The sequence below is a fragment of the Chromohalobacter sp. genome (genome assembly GCF_039830575.1).
Classification (GTDB): Bacteria; Pseudomonadota; Gammaproteobacteria; order Pseudomonadales; family Halomonadaceae; genus Chromohalobacter; species Chromohalobacter israelensis.
The window spans coordinates 30,303-50,850 of sequence record NZ_JBDOOX010000014.1; the positions used below are offsets into that span (position 1 = coordinate 30,303).

Here is a 20,548-nt window from a genome sequence, read left to right on the forward strand (position 1 = left end):
GTGTCTATGGCTCGGGCACGTCGCCTGCGGTCACAGGGTGCAGGAAACGCAGCCCTCGACTTCCGTGCCTTCCAGTGCGGCCTGGCGCAGACGCACGTAGTAGAGCGTCTTGATGCCCTTGCGCCAGGCGTAGATCTGCGCCCGATTGATGTCGCGCGTGGTCGCGGTATCACGGAAGAACAGCGTCAGCGACAGGCCCTGGTCGACGTGCTGCGTCGCCTCGGCATAGGTGTCGATGATCTTCTCGGGGCCGATCTCGTAGGCGTCCTGGTAATAGTCCTGGTTGTCGTCGTTGAGATACGGCGCCGGGTAATAGACGCGTCCCAGCTTGCCTTCCTTGCGGATCTCGATCTTCGACACCACCGGATGGATGCTCGACGTCGAATGGTTGATATAGGAGATCGAACCGGTCGGCGGCACCGCCTGGAGGTTGCGGTTGAAGAGCCCATGCGCCATGACCGAGGCCTTGAGCTCGCGCCAGTCCTCCTGGGTCGGCACATGGATGCCGGCCTTGTCGAACAGCTCGCGAACACGCGCGGTACGCGGGCCCCACGCCTGCTCGGTGTACTTGTCGAAGTAGACGCCGCTGGCGTAATCCGACGCCTCGAACCCGGCAAAGGCGCGACCGCGCTCGATCGCCAGACGGTTGGAGGCACGCAGCGCATGGTAGGTCACGGTGTAGAAGTACAGGTTGGTGAAGTCCAGCCCTTCCTCGCTACCGTAGTGAATGTGTTCGCGGGCCAGGTAGCCATGCAGGTTCATCTGCCCCAGGCCGATCGCATGCGACTGCTTGTTGGCCTCGGCGATCGACGGCACCGAGCGGATGTCGCTCATCTCGGACACCGCGGTCAGCCCACGAATGGCGGTCTCGACCGTGGCCCCGAAATCGGAGGAGTCCATGGTCTTGGCGATGTTCAGCGAGCCGAGGTTGCAGGAAATGTCCTCGCCGATGCGCTCGTAGCCCAGGTCCGCCTCGTAATCGGACGGCGTGTTGACCTGGAGGATCTCCGAGCACAGGTTGCTCATGTTGATGCGCCCGGCGATCGGGTTGGCACGGTTCACCGTGTCCTCGAACATCACGTACGGATAGCCCGACTCGAACTGGACCTCCGCCAGCGTCTGGAACAACTCGCGCGCGTTGATCTTGGTCTTGCGGATACGCGCATCGTCGACCATCTCGTAGTACTTCTCGGTGACGCTGATGTCGCCGAACGGCTTGCCGTAGACGTTCTCGACGTCGTAGGGCGAGAACAGGTACATCGGCTCGTTGCGCTTGGCCAGCTCGAAGGTGATGTCCGGAATCACCACGCCCAGCGACAGCGTCTTGATGCGGATCTTCTCGTCGGCGTTCTCGCGCTTGGTGTCGAGGAAACGCAGGATGTCCGGGTGGTGCGCGTTGAGATACACCGCGCCGGCCCCCTGACGCGCGCCCAGCTGGTTGGCGTAGGAGAAGGCGTCTTCGAGCATCTTCATGATCGGAATGATGCCCGAGGACTGGTTCTCGATATGCTTGATCGGCGCTCCCGCCTCGCGGATGTTGCTGAGCAGGAACGCCACGCCGCCGCCACGCTTGGAGAGCTGCAACGCCGAATTGATGGAGCGCCCGATGGACTCCATGTTGTCCTCGATGCGAAGCAGAAAGCAGGACACCAGCTCGCCGCGCTGCTTCTTGCCGCAGTTGAGAAACGTCGGCGTGGCCGGCTGGAAACGCCCATGGATGATCTCATCCACCAGCTGCCGGGCCAGCGCCTCATCGCCCTGCGCCAGGGTCAGCGCGACCATGCAGACGCGGTCCTCGAAGCGCTCCAGATAGCGCCGACCATCGAAGGTCTTGAGGGTGTAGCTGGTGTAATACTTGAAGGCGCCGAGGAAGCTCTGGAAGCGGAACTTCACGGCATAGGCGCGCTCGAACAGCGACTTGATGAAAGGAAAGTCGTACTGATCGAGCACTTCCTGCTCGTAATAGTTCTCCGCGACCAGGTACTCGAGCTTTTCCGCCAGCGTGTGGAAGAACACGGTGTTCTGATTCACGTGCTGCAGGAAATACTGGCGCGACGCTTCACGGTCCGCGTCCAGCTGCAGGCGGCCCTGATCGTCGTAGAGATTGAGCATCGCATTGAGCGCATGGTAATCCAGCGTCTGCGTCGCCCGGCTCGCCTCGACGGCGGGTGTCTTCTCGGTGAGTTCCACGGTGTCATCCAACATCTGTCATCTCCATCGCCAGGCACGCGCGCACCTTGGCGACATCCTCGGGCGTTCCCATCAATTCGAAGCGGTGCAGCAACGGCACCTCGCACTTGTGCGCCACCACGCGACCGGCCAGGCCGAAGGCGGCACCGAAGTTGGTGTTACCACCGGCCACCACGCCCTGAATCAAGGCGCGATTGCGGGGATCGTTCAAGAAACGGATCACCGGGCCCGGCACCGCCGTGCGTGGGTCGCCATCGCCGTACGTCGGCAAGATCAGCACATAGGGGCGCGTCACGCGCAGCGGTGCGTCGTTGCGGCTACGCGGAATGCGCTGGGCCGGCACGTCCAGCTTTTCGACGAAGCGCCGCGTGTTGCCCGACTGGGTGGAAAAATACACCACATCGCACATGTTGCCCCCCTGCATGCTCACGCCAGCTGACGAATCAACTCGGGACGAAATCCGGACCAGTGTTGCTCATCGGGCGTCACCACCACCGGCAGCTGACGATAGCCCAGCGATTCGACGGTCCGTACCGCCTCGGGGTCCACGCTGATATCCACCACCGTGTAGTCGAGTCCCTGCTTGTCGAGGGCCCGATACGTGGCGTGGCACTGCATGCAATCCGGCTTGCTGTAAATCTTGATGCTCATGAGAATGATAAGCCTTTGTTTTCGCAATAGGTGCAGAGAGAGGTAAAAAACCGCCAGGTCATGACGCGATGGCGCCTTCGGCCACCGCCTCGCAATACACCATATATGGTAGTACAAACTGGGAGGTTCGCATAGATATTGACGACGGAGCGAGAATTCGGTACACGTCACGTCCCGTCGTCAACCAGGCGCCCGACAGGTGGGTGAGATGCCTCAGTGCCGCGCCAGATAGCCTTCCATCAGCCACTGCAGCGGCGCGATCCGACGCGCGGCGCCCAGGGCCAGGTGACGCGCCAGACGCGCCGGCGGCCGCGTATCGCCGTACAGCGCCACCAGAGCACGCGAGGCATGCCACAGCGGCACGATCGCGCGCTGGTGGTGACGCGCATAGCTCGCCAGGCCCGCCGCTGCACCGACATCTGCCGTCGTCCCGGCGTGACTCGCCAGCGCCTCGACCAGGCGACGTACGCTGGCCAGCCCCACATTGAAGCCGTGTGCCGTGACGGGATGCAGGCCCAGCGCCGCGTCGCCCACCAGGGCCACGCGATCGGCCACCAGGCGGTCGGCGTGGCTGACCGTGAGCGGATAATCGTGCAGCGCATCGAGGCATGTCATCTCGCCCACACAGCCCCGGTAAAGCCGTGTCGCCTCGGCCGCGAACGCCGTCGGCGACATGGCCTCGAGACGCTCGGCATCCTCCGGGGGCAGCGTCATCACCAACGACGCGGTGTCCCCTGCCAGCGGCAGCAATGCCAGGCCGCGCTCGCCGTGGAACCATGACCACGTCGTCTGCCGATGGGGACGCTCATGCGCCATGCGACGCACCAGCAGGCGTTGGCCGGTATCGTGAATCTGCGCGGAAAGCCCCGCCAGACGGCGGGTGACCGAGAGGCGCCCGTCCGCGGCCACCACCAGGCGCGCCGGAATGTCGCGCTGGTCATCGAGCCGTACGCTACGCCAGTCGGCGCCACCGTTCAGCGCTTGCACGCCGTGCCCGGTGATGAGCTCGATACGGTCGACGTCTCGCACGGCCTCGAACGCGGCACGTCGAATGAGGTGATTGGCGACGAGCTGGCCGATGCCGTCCTGCGCCTCGCCCCGCGCACTGGCCAGCGTCATGCCATGGGGCGGATCGCCATTGTAGAGGCGCGCCTCGCGAATCGGCGCCATGCGGTCCTCGGGAATGGAGATGCCCGCCGCCGCCAGCTGCCTGCGCGAGGCATGCGTCAGGGCGATCTCGCGTCCATCGTCATCGGGCGACGCCAGCGCCTTCCAGGGCGCCCGATCGATCACCGTCACCGTCAGGCCAAGCGCCGCCAGCTCCAGCGCCAGGCACAGTCCGACCGGCCCCGCGCCGACGATGGCGACATCACGGGTCGCGACGTTCTCGGCAACGACATCCTGGTCAACGACATCCTTGATCGCGATACCTCCGGCAGGTTGCGGCATGCGCTCTCCGCATCGAATGAGCGTGCCCCGATCGGACACGCCGCCATCATAATCGGCACGACGCTCGCGCGACACAGGCGTGACAATGGGTCGCGACCTTACCGAAACGCACGACGGCCCGGCAAGGCCGGGCCGTCGTCGTCAGGAAAGGCCATCGCGCATTATGCGATGGTGACCTCGGGAGAGAGGTAGACATCCTGAATGGCATTGAGCAGTTCGGCGCCCTCTTTCATGGGCTTCTGGAACGCCTTGCGGCCGGAGATCAGGCCCATGCCACCGGCGCGCTTGTTGATGACCGCCGTACGCACGGCTTCGCCCAGGTCGGAATGGCCTTTCGATCCGCCGCCGGAGTTGATCAGCCCGGCACGCCCCATGAAACAGTTCGCCACCTGATAGCGAGCCAGATCCACGGGATTGTCGCTGGTCAGCTCGTCGTAGACTTTGTCGTGGGTATGCCCGAAGCCGACCGCACGATAGCCGCCGTTGTTCTCCGGCAACTTCTGCTTGACGATATCCGCCTTGAGGGTCGCCGCCATGTGGATCGCCTGGCCGGTCAAGTCCGAGGCGACATGGTAGTCCGTGCCCTCGTGCTTGAATGCCGGATTGCGCAGATAGGACCACAGCACGGTGACCATGCCCAGTTCATGGGCGCGCTCGAAGGCTTCGCTGATTTCCTGAATCTGGCGCCGGCTCTCGGGCGAACCGAAGTAGATGGTCGCCCCCACCGCCACGCAGCCCATGTCATGCGCCTGCTCAACCTGCGCGAACAGCGTCTGGTCGTAGATCGCCGGATAGGTCAGCGTCTCGTTGTGATTGAGCTTGAGCATGAAGGGAATCTTGTGCGCATAGCGGCGCGCCACCGAGGACAGCACGCCCAGCGTCGAGGCCACGCAGTTGCAGCCGCCCTCGATGGCCAGCTCGACGATGTTCTTGGGGTCGAAATACTGAGGGTTGGGCGCGAACGATGCCCCGGCGGAGTGCTCGATGCCCTGATCCACCGGCAGGATGCTGACATAGCCGGTGCCGGCCAGACGGCCGTGATTGAACAGCGTCTGCATGTTGCGCAGCACATGCGGGCTGCGGTCGCTCTCCGCCATCACCCGGTCGATGAAGTCCGGCCCCGGCAGATACAGGTCTTCCTTGCGAAACGTCTGGCACCGGTGCTCCAGCAGTGTTTCCGCTTCGGCTCCCAGGAGCCCTGCGATATCGGTCATATAGCTTCCTCCCTGTCATCCAAGCCTGGCAATGCGCACGGCGTGGCAGCCGACGCGGTCGTCAGGCTGGCACATGCCTGTGGAGCATAGCAATTCACGCGCGCCGCGTAATCGCAAAGGTGACGCCCGAGGGGCACGTCACGCTCTGGTATGATACGCATCAAGCTCCGACACCTTCATGCAAGGGCCCATGCGCATGCTCTCCATCCTGCGTGGTTTTCTCGGCCTGGCGGCATTCCTGCTGCTCGGCGACATCGTCGTCAGGACATTCGCTCTCCCGCTCTCCAGCGGCGTGGCGGGTATGTTACTGCTCACCTCATGGCTGCTGCTGTGTCGCCGGCCGGGGCACGGCCTGACCGCCGCCAGCCAGCCGTTGATCGGCATGCTGGCCCTGCTCATCATGCCCGGCGTGGTGGGCATCTTCTTTCAGGCGGGCGAATTCGCCGGACAATGGCCGACGATTTTCATCGCCTTGATCGCGGGCACGCTGCTCAGTTCGTGGACCACGCTCTGGCTGATGCGTCGCCTAGTCCCCGATACGCGGGACAATGCCCATGAGTGAGCTTTTACTTCGTCTCGAGTCTCTGGCCGGCGAGCTTCCCCAGCGCACGGAAACCGCCATCGTCCTGACCCTGGCGGCCTATTTCGCCGGTCTGCGCCTGTTCGCCTGGCTGCGCTCCCCTGCCTGGTGTCCGCCGATTCTGCTGGCCTCGTGCCTGCTCGCCCTGTGGCTGGCGCTGCTGCCGCTGGACTATGCGGGATATCGACAGGGCGTGGAATGGCTGACCTGGCTGCTGGGCCCCGCCACTGTGGCCCTGGGCGTGCCGCTCTATCAGCAGGTGCATCACATTCGGGCGCTGTGGAAGCCGATCGCGCTCACCCTGCCGCCCGCCGCCATGCTCGCGGCCGGTTACGCGGTGGGCATCGCCTGGCTGCTGGACGCACCGCCTCGAATCCTGGCCTCGCTGGCGCCCAAATCGGTCACCGCGCCCATCGCCATGGGCATCACGCAAGAGCTCGGCGGCTCGGTATCGCTGCTCATGGGAGCCCTGCTGATCACCGGGGTGATGGCCACGCTCGGCATCACCTTCATGGCTCGCGGCTGGCGGCTCGAGGACGAGCGCGTCATCGGCTTCGCACTGGGCATCAACGGGCATGCCATCGGTACCGTGCGTGCCTTCGAGATCGGCCCCACCGCCGGCGCCTTCGCCTCGCTGGGCATGAGCCTGACCGGGGTGTTCACGGCCCTGTGGTTACCCTTGATGTGGCACCTCATGGCCTGATCCCGAAGGGGCCGCCTCTTCTCTCTTCGCTTTGAAATGTCCGATGTCTTGAGCTGAATCGTGTCATGCCGCTCGGACGGCACACGGCCTTGGGCAAGCGGGGCGTAACTGCGCTAATATCGGCGCTTTACCGTCGAACCGGGTTTCCCGAGCGTCTTCCCATGTCCTATCGCATCGCCATCAATGGTTACGGCCGCATCGGCCAGAGCGTGCTGCGTGCCCTGATCGAGCGCCGGGAAACCGCGCTGGAGATCGTGGCCATCAACGAGCTCTCGGATCTCGATACCATCGCCTACCTGACGCGCTACGACACCACCCACGGCCGTTTTCCCGGCCAGGTGGACGCCCGCGACGGCCAGTTGTACATCGACGGTCACGCCATCCGCGTGCTGTGCGAGCCGGACCCTGCACGCCTGCCCTGGGATGAACTGGGCATAGACCTGGTGCTGGAATGCTCCGGCAGCTTCAAGGACCGCGCCACTGCGGAACAGCACCTCGCTGCCGGGGCGCAACGACTGCTCTTCTCGCAACCCGCCGAGGCCGATGTCGACGCCACCATCGTGCATGGCATCAACGACGCGGAGCTGCGCGCCGACATGCGCATCGTCTCCGCCGCGTCCTGCACCACCAATTGTCTGGTGCCGCTGCTGACGGTGATCGACGAGGCCTTGGGGCTCGAGCATGGCGTGACCACCACCATTCACTCGGCAATGAACGACCAGCCGGTGATCGATGCCTATCACAAGACCGACCTGCGGCTGACGCGTTCGGCCATGCAGTCGATCATCCCCGTCGATACCGGGCTGGCACGCGGCATCGAACGCCTCATGCCGCATCTGGCGGGGCGCTTCGAATGTCTGCACGTGCGCGTGCCGACCATCAACGTCTCGGCCATGGACATGGCGCTCTCGGTGCGCCGGGCCACGACCGCCGCTGACGTCAATGCGCTGCTGCAAGCCGCCAGCCACGAACGGCTCGGTGGCTTGCTCGGTCACACCCAGGAGCCGGTGGCATCGGTCGACTTCAACCACGATCCGCGCTCGGGTATCGTGGACGCCACCCAGACCCGCGTGGCCGGCGGCCACCTGATCAAGATGCTGTGCTGGTTCGACAACGAATGGGGCTTCGCCAACCGCATGCTCGACGTCAGCCTGCGCTGGCTGGCGCTCGCCGGCGCCGAGACCTCGTCCGCAGCCTCGACGCATGCGCCGTCCCGCGTGTCGCCGTTGCCGTCTGATACTCCGTCATTCAAGTGAGGAACACGCCCATGAACGTGCGCAAGATGACCGATCTGGATCTCGCCGGAAAACGTGTATTGATTCGTGAAGACCTCAACGTGCCCATCAAGGGCGACCAGGTCACCAGCGACGCGCGCCTGCGCGCCTGCCTGCCGACCATCCAGGCCGCGCTCGACGCCGGCGCCCGGGTCATGCTGATGAGCCACCTGGGGCGTCCCACCGAGGGCGATTCCGCCGACGAGTTCTCGCTGGCACCGGTGGCAGCGCGCCTGGGCCAGCTGCTGGGACGCGAAGTCCGCCTGGAGAAGGACTACCTCGACGGTCATGTGGACATCGCCGACGGCGACGTCGTCCTGCTCGAGAACGTGCGCTACAACAAGGGCGAGAAGAAGGACGACGAAGCGTTGTCCAAGGCCTATGCCGCACTCTGCGACGTCTACGTGATGGACGCCTTCGGTACCGCCCATCGCGCGCAGGCCTCGACCCACGGCGTGGCCCGCTACGCCCCCACCGCATGTGCGGGCCCCCTGTTGGCGGGCGAGCTCGACGCCCTGGAAAAGGCCCTGGCCACGCCAGCGCGCCCGATGCTGGCCATCGTCGGCGGCTCCAAGGTGTCCACCAAGCTCGACGTGCTCACCGCGCTCGCCGAGAAGTGCGACCAGTTGATCGTCGGCGGCGGCATCGCCAATACCTTCATCGCCGCGGCGGGCTACAACGTCGGCAAGTCGCTCCATGAGGCCGACCTGATCGATCAGGCCAAGGCCCTCATGGCCAAGGTCGACATCCCGCTGCCCACCGATGTGGTGGTCGCCACCGAGTTCTCCGAACAGGCCGAGGCCACGGTGAAACCGGTCGACCAGGTCGGTGACGACGAGATGATTCTCGACATCGGTCCGGACACCGCCGGGCGCCTGGCCGCACTGCTCGAGAACGCCGGCACCATCCTGTGGAACGGCCCCGTCGGCGTGTTCGAGATCGACCAGTTCGGCAAGGGCACCGAGACCCTCTCGCGCGCCATCGCGGCCAGCGCGGCGTTTTCCATCGCCGGTGGCGGCGACACCCTGGCAGCCATCGACAAGTACGGCGTCGCCGACGACGTCTCCTACATTTCCACCGGCGGCGGCGCCTTCCTCGAATACGTGGAAGGCAAGCAACTGCCGGCCGTGGCGGCCCTCGAAGCCGCTTCCCGGTAACCCGAACGACTCCAACCACCATGCCACGAGCGGCGGCCTGCGGGCCGCCTTGTACTTTCAGAGGAATCACACTCCCCATGGCTCTGATCAGCCTGCGTCAACTGCTCGACCACGCCGCCGAACACGCCTACGGCGTTCCCGCGTTCAACGTCAACAACCTGGAACAGATGCGCGCCATCATGGAAGCCGCGGACCGCACCGACTCGCCGGTGATCGTGCAGGCCTCCGCGGGCGCCCGCAAGTACGCCGGTGCGCCCTTCCTGCGTCACCTGATCCAGGCCGCCGTGGAAGAATTTCCGCATATCCCGGTGGTCATGCACCAGGACCATGGCACCAGCCCCGGCGTGTGCCAGCGATCCATCCAGCTCGGCTTCTCGTCGGTGATGATGGACGGCTCGCTCAAGGAGGACGGCAAGACGCCCGCCGACTACGCCTACAACGTCGACGTCACCCGTCGCGCGGTGGAAATGGCGCACGCCTGTGGTGTCTCGGTGGAAGGCGAGCTGGGTTGCCTGGGCTCGCTGGAAACCGGCCAGGCCGGCGAGGAAGACGGCGTCGGCGCCGAAGGCACGCTGGATCACAGCCAACTGCTGACCGACCCCGAGGAAGCCGCCCAGTTCGTCGCCGCCACCCAGGTCGACGCCCTGGCCATTGCCATCGGCACCAGCCACGGCGCCTACAAGTTCACGCGGCCGCCGACCGGTGACATCCTCTCCATCCAGCGCATCAAGGAAATTCACGCCCGCATCCCCGACACCCACCTGGTGATGCACGGCTCCAGCTCCGTGCCGCAGGAATGGCTGGAAGTCATCAACGCCCATGGCGGCGAGATTCCCGAAACCTACGGCGTGCCGGTGGAAGAAATCGTCGAAGGCATCAAGCACGGGGTGCGCAAGGTCAACATCGACACCGACCTGCGCCTGGCCTCCACCGGCGCGGTGCGCCGCTTTTTGGCCGAAAACCCCAGCGAATTCGATCCGCGCAAGTTCCTCAAGGCGAGCGTCGCCGCCATGCGCGACGTGTGCATCGCGCGCTTCGAAGCCTTCGGTACCGCCGGCCAGGCCAGCAAGATCGCCCCGATCGACCTCGAGCGCATGTTCGAACGCTACGCAAGCGGCGAGCTGGCCCCCAAGGTGAACTAAACACGCCTATGAATTAGGCCACTGTAGCCAAAACCGCGGAGCCTTTGCCTTCGCGGTTTTGTGACTTCGTGCGGACACGCTCTATTACTGCTTAAAACATCCCGGGCGCAGCGCAACAGCTTCATGAGGTCTCCTCCAACAGGCCTCGGGCCTTCAGTTCCCCCCAGAAAGCATCGGGAATATTGCTCGAAGCCAGTGCATGATTTCGCGTCACCTGCTCGGGTGAGCGCATGCCGGCCATGACATTGACCACGGCAGGGTGCCGCCACGGGAAGGCCAGTGCCGCCGCCGGCAGGGAGACCGCGTGGGCGTGCGCTACCGCAGCGAGCTCACGGGCACGCGCGATGACGGACTGGGGCGCCTGACCATACTCGTACCAGGCGTCGGCGGGAGGCTCGTCCCGCGCCAGCAGGCCCGAATTGAACACGCCTACGGCTACGACTCCGACGTTGCGTTCCAGACAGGTCGACATCAGTCCCACCTGCTCCTGCTCCAGCAGGGTGTAGCGCCCCGCCAGCATGATCAGGTCGGGCGAGGCCTGATCGACGAACCGCTTGAGCATGGCGGCATCCTTGGACCCCACTCCCCAGGCCGAGATCACCCCCTGCTCGCGCAATCGGTCGAGTTCAGGCACCGCGCCCGCCAATGCTTCCTCGAAACGGTCCGAGGGCTCTTCGGGGTCGTGGATCCAGAGAATGTCCACGGACGTCATGCCGAGGCGCTCGAGCGAGGCCGTCAGGCTCTGCCTCACCCCCTCGGCGGTGTAGTCACGCACGCGCATCAGCTCGTCGGCCACATGGAAGCCATTGACCTCGTCACTGCCCTGGGGCGAGGGATTGGGCGCCAGCAGACGCCCCACTTTGGTCGAGATGACGTAGTCCTCCGGAGATCGTCCTCGCAGAGCCTTGCCCAGGCGCTGCTCGGAAACCCCGAGTCCGTAGTGAGGCGCCGTATCGAAAAAGCGCAGCCCGAGCTCCCAGGCGGTGTCGACGGCGTCCAGGCAGTCCCGTTCGGGGGTCACCCGGCCCATGTTACCGAACTGTGCCGTTCCGACTCCCAGCCCTGCAAAGGCTCGCTGAAGCTTGGCGGGAAGGTGTCGCGAGAGGGTCGATGCGGTCATCGTGCGTTACCTCCTCTGGTAGACATTCATTGCGTTGTTCACTGCGACGGCGGAGTGCTGAGCAGCGGGCAAGCGCGCGAGTACCCGATCACACCAGTCCGAGGGGTCCTGGCTGACGGGGTGGTCGCTGCCGATCAGGCAACGCTCGACGCCGAAGGTACCAATAGCGACGTCGAGAATGTCGGCAGCACAGCATTCTAGTTCGTCGGCATCCCGGCACTCAGCCGGCAGTCCGGAGAGCTTGCAGTACACCGCGTCGCGCTCGGCAAGACGCGCCAGGTTACGCGCCCATCGGTCACGAGCCGCCGCATCGCGCACATCGGGCTTGCCCATGTGATCGAGCACCACCGTCAACTCCGGCACCTGCTCGATCAGTGTCAGCAGGCGCGGCAACTCGTAATCCCTGACGCAGGCATCGAAGGGCAGTCCACAGGCGGCCAGCCGTTTCAAACCGTCGAGAAAGGTTATCGAATCGAACAGATCACGGTCCTGCAGCAGGCGCCTGACCCCGACCACTTGAGGTATGTCGGCGACGCGCTCCAGCCACTCCGAGACCAGCGGCTTTTCCAGCGGGACGCTGACCACGACCCCGTGGACACTGGGCGTAGCGTCAGCGACACCGATCAGCCAGTCGGCCTCCTCGGCGGGGTCGGTGGCATCGGCTTCGACCAGCACGAAGCGTCTGTCCTGGCGGTCGGGAATCACCGCCTTGGCGGGCAGACCCGCATCGTTCAACCAGGGGATTCGCACCGCGGCGGTATCCCAGACATGGAGATGAGTATCGATCATCAGGGCACGCCTATCGTCAGCAGGAAGTTGGAGTAGGGGCGGCGCTCGCCGGTGGCGATCAGCAAGCACACGTCCGGCGCACGGCAGGCGTCGTAGAATGCCCAACGCTCGAGCCCAGACCAGGCGATCGTCTGGCCGTTGCCGTGGCGATGCCCGGCCAGGCGTTGCTGGCAATCGACGACGGTCTCCGAGGCCTTGCCTTCGGCCGTGGCCATGAAGGTGATGGCCTCCACGGCGACGGACTGCGACACCGCATCCATCACCGCCTGGGCGGGCACCATCCCCTCGCAGAGATTGAGATACACTCGGGAAGCGGTAGCCGGCGCCCCCGTGGAGTGCGGGTAGAGCGCATCGGCGACGAGTATCTTGGCGCCGTGCCCCGCGGCGGCGAGAGCATGCAAAAGAGGCGGATGCAGCAGTGGTCCGTTGATCATGCCGTCATCACCTGTCGACGCTTGACCCATTCAGTACCGTCCGGCCATGCCCAGGCGGCCAGCGTCTCGGCCTTGATCTCTGCCGCATATCCTGGGCGAGTCGGCAAGACATAGGCGCCCTGACTGACGTGGCAGGGGTCCACGAAGTGCTCGTGGAGATGATCGACGAATTCGGCCACGCGCCCCGCCACAGGGCCCGATACCGCGATATGATCGATCATCACCAGATGACTGACCAGCTCGCATAGCCCGACCCCGCCAGCATGCGGGCAGACGGGCTTGCCAGACTTCTTCGCCATCAGCAGCACCGGGATGATCTCGTTGATACTGGCGAGCCGGCACGAGTCGATCTGTACGAAGTCCACCGCGTCCGCCTGCAGCAACTGCTTGAATAGCACCCGATTCATACCGTGCTCGCCGGTGGCAACCCCGATCCCCCGCTGCCGAACACTGTCGGCGATACGTCGATGCCCCAGCACGTCGTCCGGGCTGGTCGGCTCCTCGATCCACAGCAGGCCATGGTGCGCCAGGGCCTCGACGCGCTCGATCGCCTCGGGGACTTCCCAGATCTGATTGGCGTCGATCATCAACATCTTGTCGGGGCCGATCACCGAGCGCGCGATACCCAACCGGCGCTCGTCATCAGCGGGATCGCCACCGACCTTAAGCTTGATGTGCTGGTAGCCCTCGTCCATGGCCTCTCGGCAGAGCCGGGCAAGCTTGTCGTCCGAGTAGCCCAGCCACCCAGGCGATGTGGTATAGCAGGGAAACCCTTGTTCGCTCAGTTCGGCGATTCGCGCCTGGTGGAAGGGCCGCTGCTCCTCGAGCATCGCCACCGCCTCCCCGGCGCTCAGCACATCGCCGAGATAGCTTAGATCCAACTGCTCGACGAGCACCTCCGGGTCCATCTCACAGATCAGCCGCCACAGCGGCACCTCCGCATGGCGGGCAGCCAGGTCCCAAACGGCGTTCATCACCGCCGCCCGGGCCAGATGCACGACCCCCTTGTCGGGGCCCAGCCAGCGCAACTGCGAATCCTCGGCGAGCTCCCGGTAGACTGTTCCCGGCGCCCGGCACACCTGGGCCACGTCCCGACCGACGAGCTTAGCGGCCAGGACCTCCATGGCCTGAAGGCAGATCTCGTTGCCGCGCCCGATGGTGAAGGTAAACCCGCAGCCATAAAGTGTGCTGTCATCGGTTGCCAGCCTGAGATAGGCCGCGGAATAGTCGGCGTCCTTGTTCACCGCGTCGGAGCCGGCGTTGCTCTCGGAGGTTGGGAAACGTAGATCTACCAGTTCGATGGTGGTGATGACAGGCACGTCATGCCCTCCTGATTAATCAGATGTATTAAGGTGCCAGCGACAATTCCGATAGAATGGTTACCCGCGACCCCGAGCCGGAGACCCATTGCATGCCGCCCCTTTCGCCGTCCGACAGCGATCAGCGCCGCCCCTCCCAACACGAAGTGGTCATTCAGGGCATCCAGGAGATGATCGTCTCCGGCGAGATCTCCTCGGGCGACCGGCTTCCCGTCGAGTCGATCCTCGCCACCCGCTTTGGCGTCTCGCGCAGCTCGCTTCGCGAAGGCGTCAGGGCTCTGGTCGCCATGGGTATCCTCGAGACCCGCCAGGGTTCAGGCACCACCGTCACTTCGCTCGACCCGGGGCTGCTGCTGAAGCCCTTGGAGTTCTGGGCCGGCATCCAGGCGGGGAAGTCGTCCCGAGACCTGCACGGCGTACGCCAGGCCCTGGAGGTCGAAGCTGCCGCCGTGGCGGCGATGCGTCGCACCGACGAGGACATCGAGCGTCTGCAGGCCATCCTCGACGACGCCGAGCCGGCCATCCGCGCACTCGATCACGAATCCGCCATGGCCGCCGACCTGACATTCCACCTCACCCTGGCGCGCATCTCCCGCAACTCCGTGCTGATCGCGCTGCTCGAGGCGCTCTCACGCCCCACCCTGCGGATGCGGCTGTGGCAGTCCATTCATCGCAGCGGCCGTCTCGCCATCACCCACCAGGAGCATCAAGCCATCCTCAATGCCGTGATTGCCGGCGACCCCCGGGATGCCCATGCCGCCATGCAGTCACACCTCTCCCAAGTCGCCGTGGTACTGCGGGACGCCTCAGGCAATGCGTCTTAGGCGAGGTCGCCGTCACTGGCCTCTCCCACGCGCGGATGCTTCTGGACATAGACGCCGAAGGCCGCGATCACCGCGAAACACAGCGCCACCACCACATAGCTGATGCGTGCCGAGGTGATATCGATCACCCACCCCTGAACCAACGGCATAAGCGCACCACCGACGATCGCCATCACCAGCCCGGCGGCGCCGTACTTGGTGTCTTGCCCCAGCCCCTCGAGCGAGATGCCGTAGATGGTCGGAAAGAGCAGCGAGATGCATGCACTCAGCGACACGACGGCCACCGCACCGAGCAGGTTCCCGCTCAACACCGCCACCAGCGACAGCACGACACCGATTACACACATCCACGTCATCAGCTTGCGGGGATCCACCCGTCCCATGACGCCCACCATGACGAAGCGCGAGACTAGAAAGACCAGTAGTGAGGCTTGTAGCCAATACCCGGCCACGCTGTCGCTGACACCCAGCGTCTGGATCACGTAATGGATGGTGAACGTCCAGGTGCACGTCTGGGCGGCTACGTTGAAGAACTGGGCCACGACTCCGAAGGCATAGCGACGATTGCGCACCAACCGTCCCAGGCGACTGCCCGGCTGCATGTTTCCGTCGCGCTTGCGATCCGCCAGCAGAGGCTCGTACCGCGGCACCCTGACCATCGCGATGGCGATCGCGATCACCACGTAGACCAGAGCAAGCGTGAGGTAGGGGCCCATGACCGCCTGCAATTCCGCCGATTGCATTTCGGCCAATGCCTCTTGCGTCAGTGAGGCACGCTGCTCGGCGGTTGCCGGATTGACATTAGGAAGAATGAAAATGGCGGCCAGCAGCACACCCAGATTGGATCCCACTGGATTGAAGGATTGGGCGAAATTCAACCGCCGAGTGGCGTTATGGCGCGGCCCCATCGCCATCACGTAGGGATTGGCGGACGTCTCCAGGATCGACAGTCCCGCTGCCAGGGTGAACAGTGCCACCAGGAACATGGAGTAGGTCATCATCTGCGAAGCGGGCAAGAACAGAATCCCCCCGGTGGCCGCCAGCAGCAGCCCGATCAACACGCCGCCCTTGTAACCGAGATGCGAATTGATCCAGGCCGCCGGGACCGCCAGAGCGAAATAGGCGCCGTAATATGCAAACTGAACCAGCGAGGCCTGCAGAGCGCTCATCGAGAAGACCGAGCCGAAAACGGAGACTAGCGGATCCGTCAGGTTGCCCGCCAACCCCCAGGCGGCAAAGCAGATGACGATGAGTAAAAAAGGCAGGCGCATCCCCCGATACAGAAACGAGGATTTTTCCGGGACCGACTCTTCTCGGGCCAACGCGCTGGACGATACATCCATGAGCCACTCCTTGTCGTATTGTTATGGCTAATTGATCATATGAATTGACTCCCTGACGCTGAAACTAGATGAGGCATATTCAAATAGCAATGTATCTCATATAAGACAAACGTCTTAAAAAATAGGCGCAGAACAAGACTTGTCATTGTTTCTAAACCAAATAAAATCAAAATTTCTTTAGCGCGATAATAAAATTCGCCTCGCACAAAGACTGGCACACAAGAACTCGCCGTCGAACACGCAACAAAAGATACGATGAATGGACTGGATCCAGGCTGTCGGCGGACCGGGTCAGGACGCCAGCCGCTGCTCTGTCTCAGAGCAGTCGCCGTGAGGTCAGGCACCGGGGGCAGGTCAGCTACGAACAATAACGCCAATCACAGCAGCCCTGGCTCGTGCCTACTGCGGATTGAGCGTTTCCTCATTTACTTGACCGGTATATCCACCGTGGACACCTTCCTGTTGCTGGTGCCTGCGAACTCCTCAGGGCTCGAGCGCATGTTCGAACGCTACGCAAGCGGCGAGCTGAACCCGAAGGTCGCGTAAACGGTGGCTGCATGACGACACCGAGAGCGCCGGATGGCGCTCTCGGGACTTGTCAGGCGGGAGCGGGGCCTGGCTCGGCTCGAGCCAGGCCCCGGGCGGGACTTACTGCTCGAGGACGAACGGGTCGGTGTAGTCGTCGACATTGTCCGAGGTGATGAGGAAGCAATCGAACAGCTGCTTCTCGCCGTCCACCCCGGTCTCGCCGGTGGTGACGTACTTGTCGGCCATGCGGACCGCCATCTCCGAGAAGATGGCCACCGGCTGCAGCACGGTATAGTCCATCTCGCCGGCCTTCACGGCTTCGACCGCATCGGGCGAGCCATCGAAACCACCCACGACCACATCGTCGAGCTTGCCGGCCTCCTTCAACGCCGAGATCGCCCCCAGCGCCATTTCATCGTTGCCGCTGATCACGCCATCGATGTCCGGGTTGGCCTGCAACATGCTCTGCGTCTTGTTGAACCCTTGGGTCCGATCCCAGTTGGCCACGTCGGAACCCACCTTTTCGAGACCGGGATACTGGCTGAGCACGGTTTCATAACCGTTGGAGCGCGTGGCGGCATTGTTGTCCGACGGAGCGCCCTTGAGCTCGACGTAGCGTGCCGAGTCGCCCACGCTCTTGATCCACTGCTGTGCCCCCAGCGCGGCGCCCTGTGCGTTGTTCGACACGAGCTGCGCCTCGGCCAGCCCTTGCTGGTTGATTTCCGCGTTGATGATGAAGACCGGGATGCCCGCTTCCACGGCCTTGCGTACCGCGCCGATGGAACCGTCGGCATTGGCCGGGTCGAGGATGATCGCCTCGGCCTGGTTGGTGATGGCCGTGTCGATCTGTCGGCTCTCGGTATTGGTGTCCCCCTTGTGGGAGCTCACGTCGGCTTCATAGCCCAGCTTCTCGGCCGTCTCTTCGGCAATCTTGCCTTCGGTGAACCAGTAAGGGTTCGACGTATCATTGACGATAATCGACATCAGCCCTTTATCCTGCGCCGAGGCACCGCTCGCCAGAAGCGGAACACCCACGGCCAGAGCCGCGATAAGCAGGCGTTTTCCTTTCATGAACATAGTGGACCACCTTTACTCTTATGATTGTGCACCGGCTTTGCCGGTAGTGCTTCCCGTGGCCGGCGAGCGCTCGCTGGCGCCTTCCGGTTGCGGCGAAGTCGGCTTGCCATCGGAAGCGGGCTTGCTGTTCTTCCGACCGCTGTACTGAATGCTGTTGAGCAGAACCGCGAGAATGATGACCGCCCCGGTGAACACGGTCTGCCAGTACGACGAAACCCCGATGATCACCAGCCCGTCGGAGAGAAACCCGATCACGAAGGCGCCCAGCAGGGTGCCGCGCACATTGCCGCGACCACCGGTGAGTGCCGCACCACCGATGACCACCCCCGCGATCGCGGTGAGCTCATAGGTCGTGCCGGCCGTCGGCCCCGCCGAGGTCAACTGCGAGGACAGCACCAGGCCGGCGATCGCCGCGCAGATGCCGGACAGCACATACACCGAGACCTGCACGCGCTTGACCGGCACCCCGGAAAGCTCGGCGGCCCGCGCGTTGCCGCCGGTGGAATACACCCAGCGCCCGAACGGCGTGCGCGACAGCAGCAACAGGCAGGCGATCGCCACGGCCGCCAGGATCAACACGCCGACCGGGATGCCGAACAGCCGATTGAACCCCAGCCAATCGAACCCGGTATTGCCCAGCGCCTCGCTCCCACCGAGGTTGTTGTAGGTCAGGCCATCGGTCATCAGCAGCGCAACGCCACGGGCCACGTACAAGAGCCCCAAGGTCGCCACGAACGCCGGCACCTTGAAATAGGCGATGAGAACGCCGTTGATCGCTCCGACCAGGGCCCCCAGGCCACACGTCAGCACGACCACCACCCAGACGGGCGGATACACCACCACGCCAAAGACTTCGAACGAGACGCCCTGCATCAGAAATCCCGCGAACACGCCCGCCAGGCCAAGCGTGGACCCCACGGACAGATCGATGCCCCCCGTCAGGATCACCAGCAACATCCCCAGCGACAGCAACCCGAAGATGGCGACGTGCGACGACATGGTCAGAAAGTTGCTGGTCGAAAAGTAGACAGGCGACAACAGCGAGAAGATGACGATGATCGCGATCAAGGCGAAGAAAGCGCGCCCCTCCAGCAGCATGCGCGCCACGTCGAAACGACGTCCGCCGCCTTGCGAACGCGAGCTGGAAGCGGTTTGGTTCATATTGGACATTGTTGGGAACTCCGCGACATGAATGGATCAAGCGACCACGGCTTCGCCCGAGGCCGCCATGATGTCTTCCTTGCTGGCATCGGCACCGAACTCCGCCGCGATGCGACCGCGACTCATCACCACGATGCGGTGTGCAATGCTCAGGCATTCACCGACCTCAGAGGTCGAAAACACCACGGCCAGCCCTTCCCGAGCGGCGCCCTCGCTGAGCAACTTGAACACTTCGGCCTTGGCACCGATGTCGATCCCCCGGCTCGGCTCGTCGAGCAGCACCACCTGGGGCCGGGTCGCCAGCATCTTGCCGATCACGACCTTCTGCTGGTTCCCGCCGGACAAGGAGCCGATGGCCGCTTCCGCACCATCGGCCTTGATATGCACGTTCTCGATCGAGGCCTCGACGACATGGCGTTCGCGACGACGCGACGTCACCAACCCCTTGGTAAAGGCCCCGATGCTGGCGAGCGACAGGTTCTCGCCCACCGACATCGTCTGCACCAGGCCATCGCGCTGCCGATCCTCGGGTACCAGCACCAGCCCCTTGGCGATGCGCTCCGCGATACTCAGCCGCGAAATGTCCTCGCCGTGCAGACACACACGCCCCGCGCTCATCTCGCCGCGCCCGGCGACGCTTTCCAGCAGTTCCGTGCGTCCCGCTCCCATCAGCCCGTAGATGCACACGATTTCCCCGGCGCGCACCGCCAGCGACAGGTCATCGACCACGTGGCGCCCGGGCACGGTGGCGTCGGGCACCGACACGCCCTCGAGGGAAAGCATGACCTCGCCCATGGCATAACCGCCCGGCGGCGAGCCGAGGTCAAAGTTCTCGCCCACCATGTTGCGCACGATCCATTCCAGGTCGATGTCCTCGCGGCGGGCATAGGCCGTCATCGCCCCATCGCGCAACACCACGGCGTGATCGGTAATGAGCAGCGCTTCTTCGAGATGGTGGGAAATGTAGACGATGGAGACGCCCCGGCTCTTGAGGTCTCGGATGACCCGAAACAGCACCTCGACCTCGGAAGCGCTCAATGCCGAGGTCGGTTCGTCCATGATCAGAATGCGTGAATTCACGGACAGCGCGCGGGCGATTTCGACGATCTGCTGCTGCCCGAGGCGCAGATCCTCCACCAGCGTCAGCGGATCGATGGGTTCGTCCAGCTCCTCCATCAAGCGTCGCGCCTGACGCTCCTCCTCCGCATAATCGATCCCCGTGGCACCGCGCAGCTCGCGCCCCATGAAGATGTTGTCGCGAACGCTCAGGTTGGGTGCCAGGCTCAGCTCCTGGTGAATGATCGACACCCCCAGGCGCTGCGCGTCCGTGGTCGAGGAGAAGCTGACCGGCTCGCCCTCGAGCAGAATGTCTCCGGACGACGGCCTGATGACCCCCGAGAGGATTTTCATCAGGGTCGACTTGCCCGCTCCGTTTTCGCCGAAGAGCGTGGTGACCTGCCCGTAGTGGATGTCGAAATCGACGTGCTTCAGCGCCTGAACATTGCCGAAGGACTTGGCAACATTACGTGCCGACAGGATCACCCTTCCGACGCGTTCGTCCTGAGATGCGGCTCGTTCGTTCATCGCTCACCC

General features: G+C 64.2%; 19 protein-coding genes. 6 read left to right on the plus strand and 13 right to left on the minus strand.

The window, feature by feature from the left end; genetic code table 11:
- Window positions 1–30: 30 nt before the first annotated feature.
- The 5 genes from nrdE to ABGX75_RS14030 form a co-directional block, all read right to left on the minus strand.
- Window positions 31–2,205, minus strand: a complete 2,175-nt coding sequence (gene nrdE / locus ABGX75_RS14010) for a class 1b ribonucleoside-diphosphate reductase subunit alpha (protein WP_083831064.1) — start codon at window positions 2,203–2,205, stop codon at window positions 31–33.
- On the minus strand, window positions 2,195–2,599 hold the full coding sequence (gene nrdI, locus ABGX75_RS14015) for a class Ib ribonucleoside-diphosphate reductase assembly flavoprotein NrdI (protein WP_011505686.1): 405 nt from the start codon (window positions 2,597–2,599) through the stop codon (window positions 2,195–2,197). Before nrdI ends, nrdE begins: the two co-directional genes overlap by 11 nt.
- Before the next feature lie 17 nt (window positions 2,600–2,616).
- A complete protein-coding gene (gene nrdH, locus ABGX75_RS14020; protein WP_035414820.1) occupies window positions 2,617–2,841 on the minus strand; it encodes a glutaredoxin-like protein NrdH in 225 nt (74 codons plus the stop codon).
- A gap of 213 nt (window positions 2,842–3,054) precedes the next feature.
- Entirely contained in the window at window positions 3,055–4,290 is a 1,236-nt protein-coding gene (ubiM, locus tag ABGX75_RS14025; protein WP_347411053.1) for a 5-demethoxyubiquinol-8 5-hydroxylase UbiM, read from the minus strand.
- Between the two features lie 161 nt (window positions 4,291–4,451).
- Window positions 4,452–5,504, minus strand: coding sequence for a class I fructose-bisphosphate aldolase (locus tag ABGX75_RS14030; RefSeq protein WP_035414821.1), 1,053 nt, complete (start codon window positions 5,502–5,504; stop codon window positions 4,452–4,454).
- Between the two features lie 178 nt (window positions 5,505–5,682).
- Between ABGX75_RS14030 and ABGX75_RS14035 the strand changes: the two genes are divergently transcribed.
- The 5 genes from ABGX75_RS14035 (at window position 5,683) to fba (ending at window position 10,360) form a co-directional block, all read left to right on the plus strand.
- Window positions 5,683–6,066: a CidA/LrgA family protein gene (locus ABGX75_RS14035; protein WP_224113904.1), complete on the plus strand. Its 384-nt coding sequence runs from the start codon at window positions 5,683–5,685 to the stop codon at window positions 6,064–6,066.
- On the plus strand, window positions 6,059–6,787 hold the full coding sequence (locus ABGX75_RS14040) for an LrgB family protein (RefSeq protein WP_347411054.1): 729 nt from the start codon (window positions 6,059–6,061) through the stop codon (window positions 6,785–6,787). The genes ABGX75_RS14035 and ABGX75_RS14040 overlap by 8 nt, the downstream gene beginning before the upstream one ends.
- A gap of 161 nt (window positions 6,788–6,948) precedes the next feature.
- Window positions 6,949–8,043 carry a glyceraldehyde 3-phosphate dehydrogenase NAD-binding domain-containing protein gene (locus tag ABGX75_RS14045; RefSeq protein ID WP_224113905.1) on the plus strand — a complete coding sequence of 365 codons (1,095 nt, stop codon included), beginning with the start codon at window positions 6,949–6,951 and terminating at the stop codon, window positions 8,041–8,043.
- A gap of 11 nt (window positions 8,044–8,054) precedes the next feature.
- Entirely contained in the window at window positions 8,055–9,218 is a 1,164-nt protein-coding gene (locus tag ABGX75_RS14050; RefSeq protein WP_128689762.1) for a phosphoglycerate kinase, read from the plus strand.
- 77 nt (window positions 9,219–9,295) lie between these two features.
- On the plus strand, window positions 9,296–10,360 hold the full coding sequence (gene fba / locus ABGX75_RS14055; RefSeq protein ID WP_011505678.1) for a class II fructose-bisphosphate aldolase: 1,065 nt from the start codon (window positions 9,296–9,298) through the stop codon (window positions 10,358–10,360).
- Window positions 10,361–10,481: 121 nt separating this feature from the next.
- On the opposite strand, the gene ABGX75_RS14060 is transcribed toward fba, so the two are convergent.
- Genes ABGX75_RS14060 through ABGX75_RS14075 form a run of 4 tightly spaced genes read right to left on the minus strand, consistent with a single transcriptional unit; the run spans window position 10,482 to window position 14,022 of the window.
- Window positions 10,482–11,480, minus strand: coding sequence for an aldo/keto reductase (locus ABGX75_RS14060; RefSeq protein ID WP_179152609.1), 999 nt, complete (start codon window positions 11,478–11,480; stop codon window positions 10,482–10,484).
- 6 nt (window positions 11,481–11,486) lie between these two features.
- Complete coding sequence (locus ABGX75_RS14065; RefSeq protein WP_179152608.1) at window positions 11,487–12,269, minus strand: amidohydrolase family protein; 783 nt, start codon at window positions 12,267–12,269, stop codon at window positions 11,487–11,489.
- A complete protein-coding gene (locus ABGX75_RS14070; RefSeq protein ID WP_011505675.1) occupies window positions 12,269–12,703 on the minus strand; it encodes an RbsD/FucU domain-containing protein in 435 nt (144 codons plus the stop codon). The genes ABGX75_RS14065 and ABGX75_RS14070 overlap by 1 nt, the downstream gene beginning before the upstream one ends.
- Window positions 12,700–14,022, minus strand: coding sequence for an L-fuconate dehydratase (locus ABGX75_RS14075; RefSeq protein WP_011505674.1), 1,323 nt, complete (start codon window positions 14,020–14,022; stop codon window positions 12,700–12,702). Before ABGX75_RS14075 ends, ABGX75_RS14070 begins: the two co-directional genes overlap by 4 nt.
- A gap of 92 nt (window positions 14,023–14,114) precedes the next feature.
- On the opposite strand from ABGX75_RS14075, the gene ABGX75_RS14080 reads away from it, so the two are divergent.
- Window positions 14,115–14,846, plus strand: coding sequence for a FadR/GntR family transcriptional regulator (locus tag ABGX75_RS14080; protein WP_011505673.1), 732 nt, complete (start codon window positions 14,115–14,117; stop codon window positions 14,844–14,846).
- Here the strand turns inward: ABGX75_RS14080 and fucP are convergent.
- From fucP to ABGX75_RS14100, 4 genes are all read right to left on the minus strand, one after another.
- Window positions 14,843–16,189, minus strand: a complete 1,347-nt coding sequence (gene fucP / locus ABGX75_RS14085) for an L-fucose:H+ symporter permease (protein WP_011505672.1) — start codon at window positions 16,187–16,189, stop codon at window positions 14,843–14,845. The two genes, ABGX75_RS14080 and fucP, sit on opposite strands and share 4 nt — an antisense overlap.
- A 648-nt stretch (window positions 16,190–16,837) precedes the next feature.
- On the minus strand, window positions 16,838–17,788 hold the full coding sequence (locus ABGX75_RS14090; protein WP_244846461.1) for a D-ribose ABC transporter substrate-binding protein: 951 nt from the start codon (window positions 17,786–17,788) through the stop codon (window positions 16,838–16,840).
- A gap of 24 nt (window positions 17,789–17,812) precedes the next feature.
- Window positions 17,813–18,964 (minus strand): ABC transporter permease, encoded by a 1,152-nt coding sequence (locus ABGX75_RS14095; RefSeq protein WP_035414830.1) that lies wholly within the window; start codon window positions 18,962–18,964, stop codon window positions 17,813–17,815.
- Between the two features lie 27 nt (window positions 18,965–18,991).
- Window positions 18,992–20,539: a sugar ABC transporter ATP-binding protein gene (locus ABGX75_RS14100; RefSeq protein ID WP_011505669.1), complete on the minus strand. Its 1,548-nt coding sequence runs from the start codon at window positions 20,537–20,539 to the stop codon at window positions 18,992–18,994.
- Window positions 20,540–20,548 lie beyond the last annotated feature (9 nt).

Bases quoted from the DNA above. Each gene is read 5' to 3' on its own strand.
- ABGX75_RS14095 (WP_035414830.1), bottom strand. From the start codon at position 18,964: ATGTCCAATATGAACCAAACCGCTTCCAGCTCGCGTTCGCAAGGCGGC.
- ABGX75_RS14090 (WP_244846461.1), bottom strand. From the start codon at position 17,788: ATGAAAGGAAAACGCCTGCTTATCGCGGCTCTGGCCGTGGGTGTTCCG.
- ABGX75_RS14060 (WP_179152609.1), bottom strand. From the start codon at position 11,480: ATGACCGCATCGACCCTCTCGCGACACCTTCCCGCCAAGCTTCAGCGA.
- nrdI (WP_011505686.1), bottom strand. From the start codon at position 2,599: ATGTGCGATGTGGTGTATTTTTCCACCCAGTCGGGCAACACGCGGCGC.
- ABGX75_RS14065 (WP_179152608.1), bottom strand. From the start codon at position 12,269: ATGATCGATACTCATCTCCATGTCTGGGATACCGCCGCGGTGCGAATC.
- ABGX75_RS14035 (WP_224113904.1), top strand. From the start codon at position 5,683: ATGCAAGGGCCCATGCGCATGCTCTCCATCCTGCGTGGTTTTCTCGGC.
- ABGX75_RS14030 (WP_035414821.1), bottom strand. From the start codon at position 5,504: ATGACCGATATCGCAGGGCTCCTGGGAGCCGAAGCGGAAACACTGCTG.
- ABGX75_RS14050 (WP_128689762.1), top strand. From the start codon at position 8,055: ATGAACGTGCGCAAGATGACCGATCTGGATCTCGCCGGAAAACGTGTA.
- ABGX75_RS14040 (WP_347411054.1), top strand. From the start codon at position 6,059: ATGAGTGAGCTTTTACTTCGTCTCGAGTCTCTGGCCGGCGAGCTTCCC.
- ABGX75_RS14070 (WP_011505675.1), bottom strand. From the start codon at position 12,703: ATGATCAACGGACCACTGCTGCATCCGCCTCTTTTGCATGCTCTCGCC.
- ABGX75_RS14045 (WP_224113905.1), top strand. From the start codon at position 6,949: ATGTCCTATCGCATCGCCATCAATGGTTACGGCCGCATCGGCCAGAGC.
- ubiM (WP_347411053.1), bottom strand. From the start codon at position 4,290: ATGCCGCAACCTGCCGGAGGTATCGCGATCAAGGATGTCGTTGACCAG.
- fucP (WP_011505672.1), bottom strand. From the start codon at position 16,189: ATGGATGTATCGTCCAGCGCGTTGGCCCGAGAAGAGTCGGTCCCGGAA.
- ABGX75_RS14100 (WP_011505669.1), bottom strand. From the start codon at position 20,539: ATGAACGAACGAGCCGCATCTCAGGACGAACGCGTCGGAAGGGTGATC.
- nrdH (WP_035414820.1), bottom strand. From the start codon at position 2,841: ATGAGCATCAAGATTTACAGCAAGCCGGATTGCATGCAGTGCCACGCC.
- ABGX75_RS14080 (WP_011505673.1), top strand. From the start codon at position 14,115: ATGCCGCCCCTTTCGCCGTCCGACAGCGATCAGCGCCGCCCCTCCCAA.
- fba (WP_011505678.1), top strand. From the start codon at position 9,296: ATGGCTCTGATCAGCCTGCGTCAACTGCTCGACCACGCCGCCGAACAC.
- nrdE (WP_083831064.1), bottom strand. From the start codon at position 2,205: ATGTTGGATGACACCGTGGAACTCACCGAGAAGACACCCGCCGTCGAG.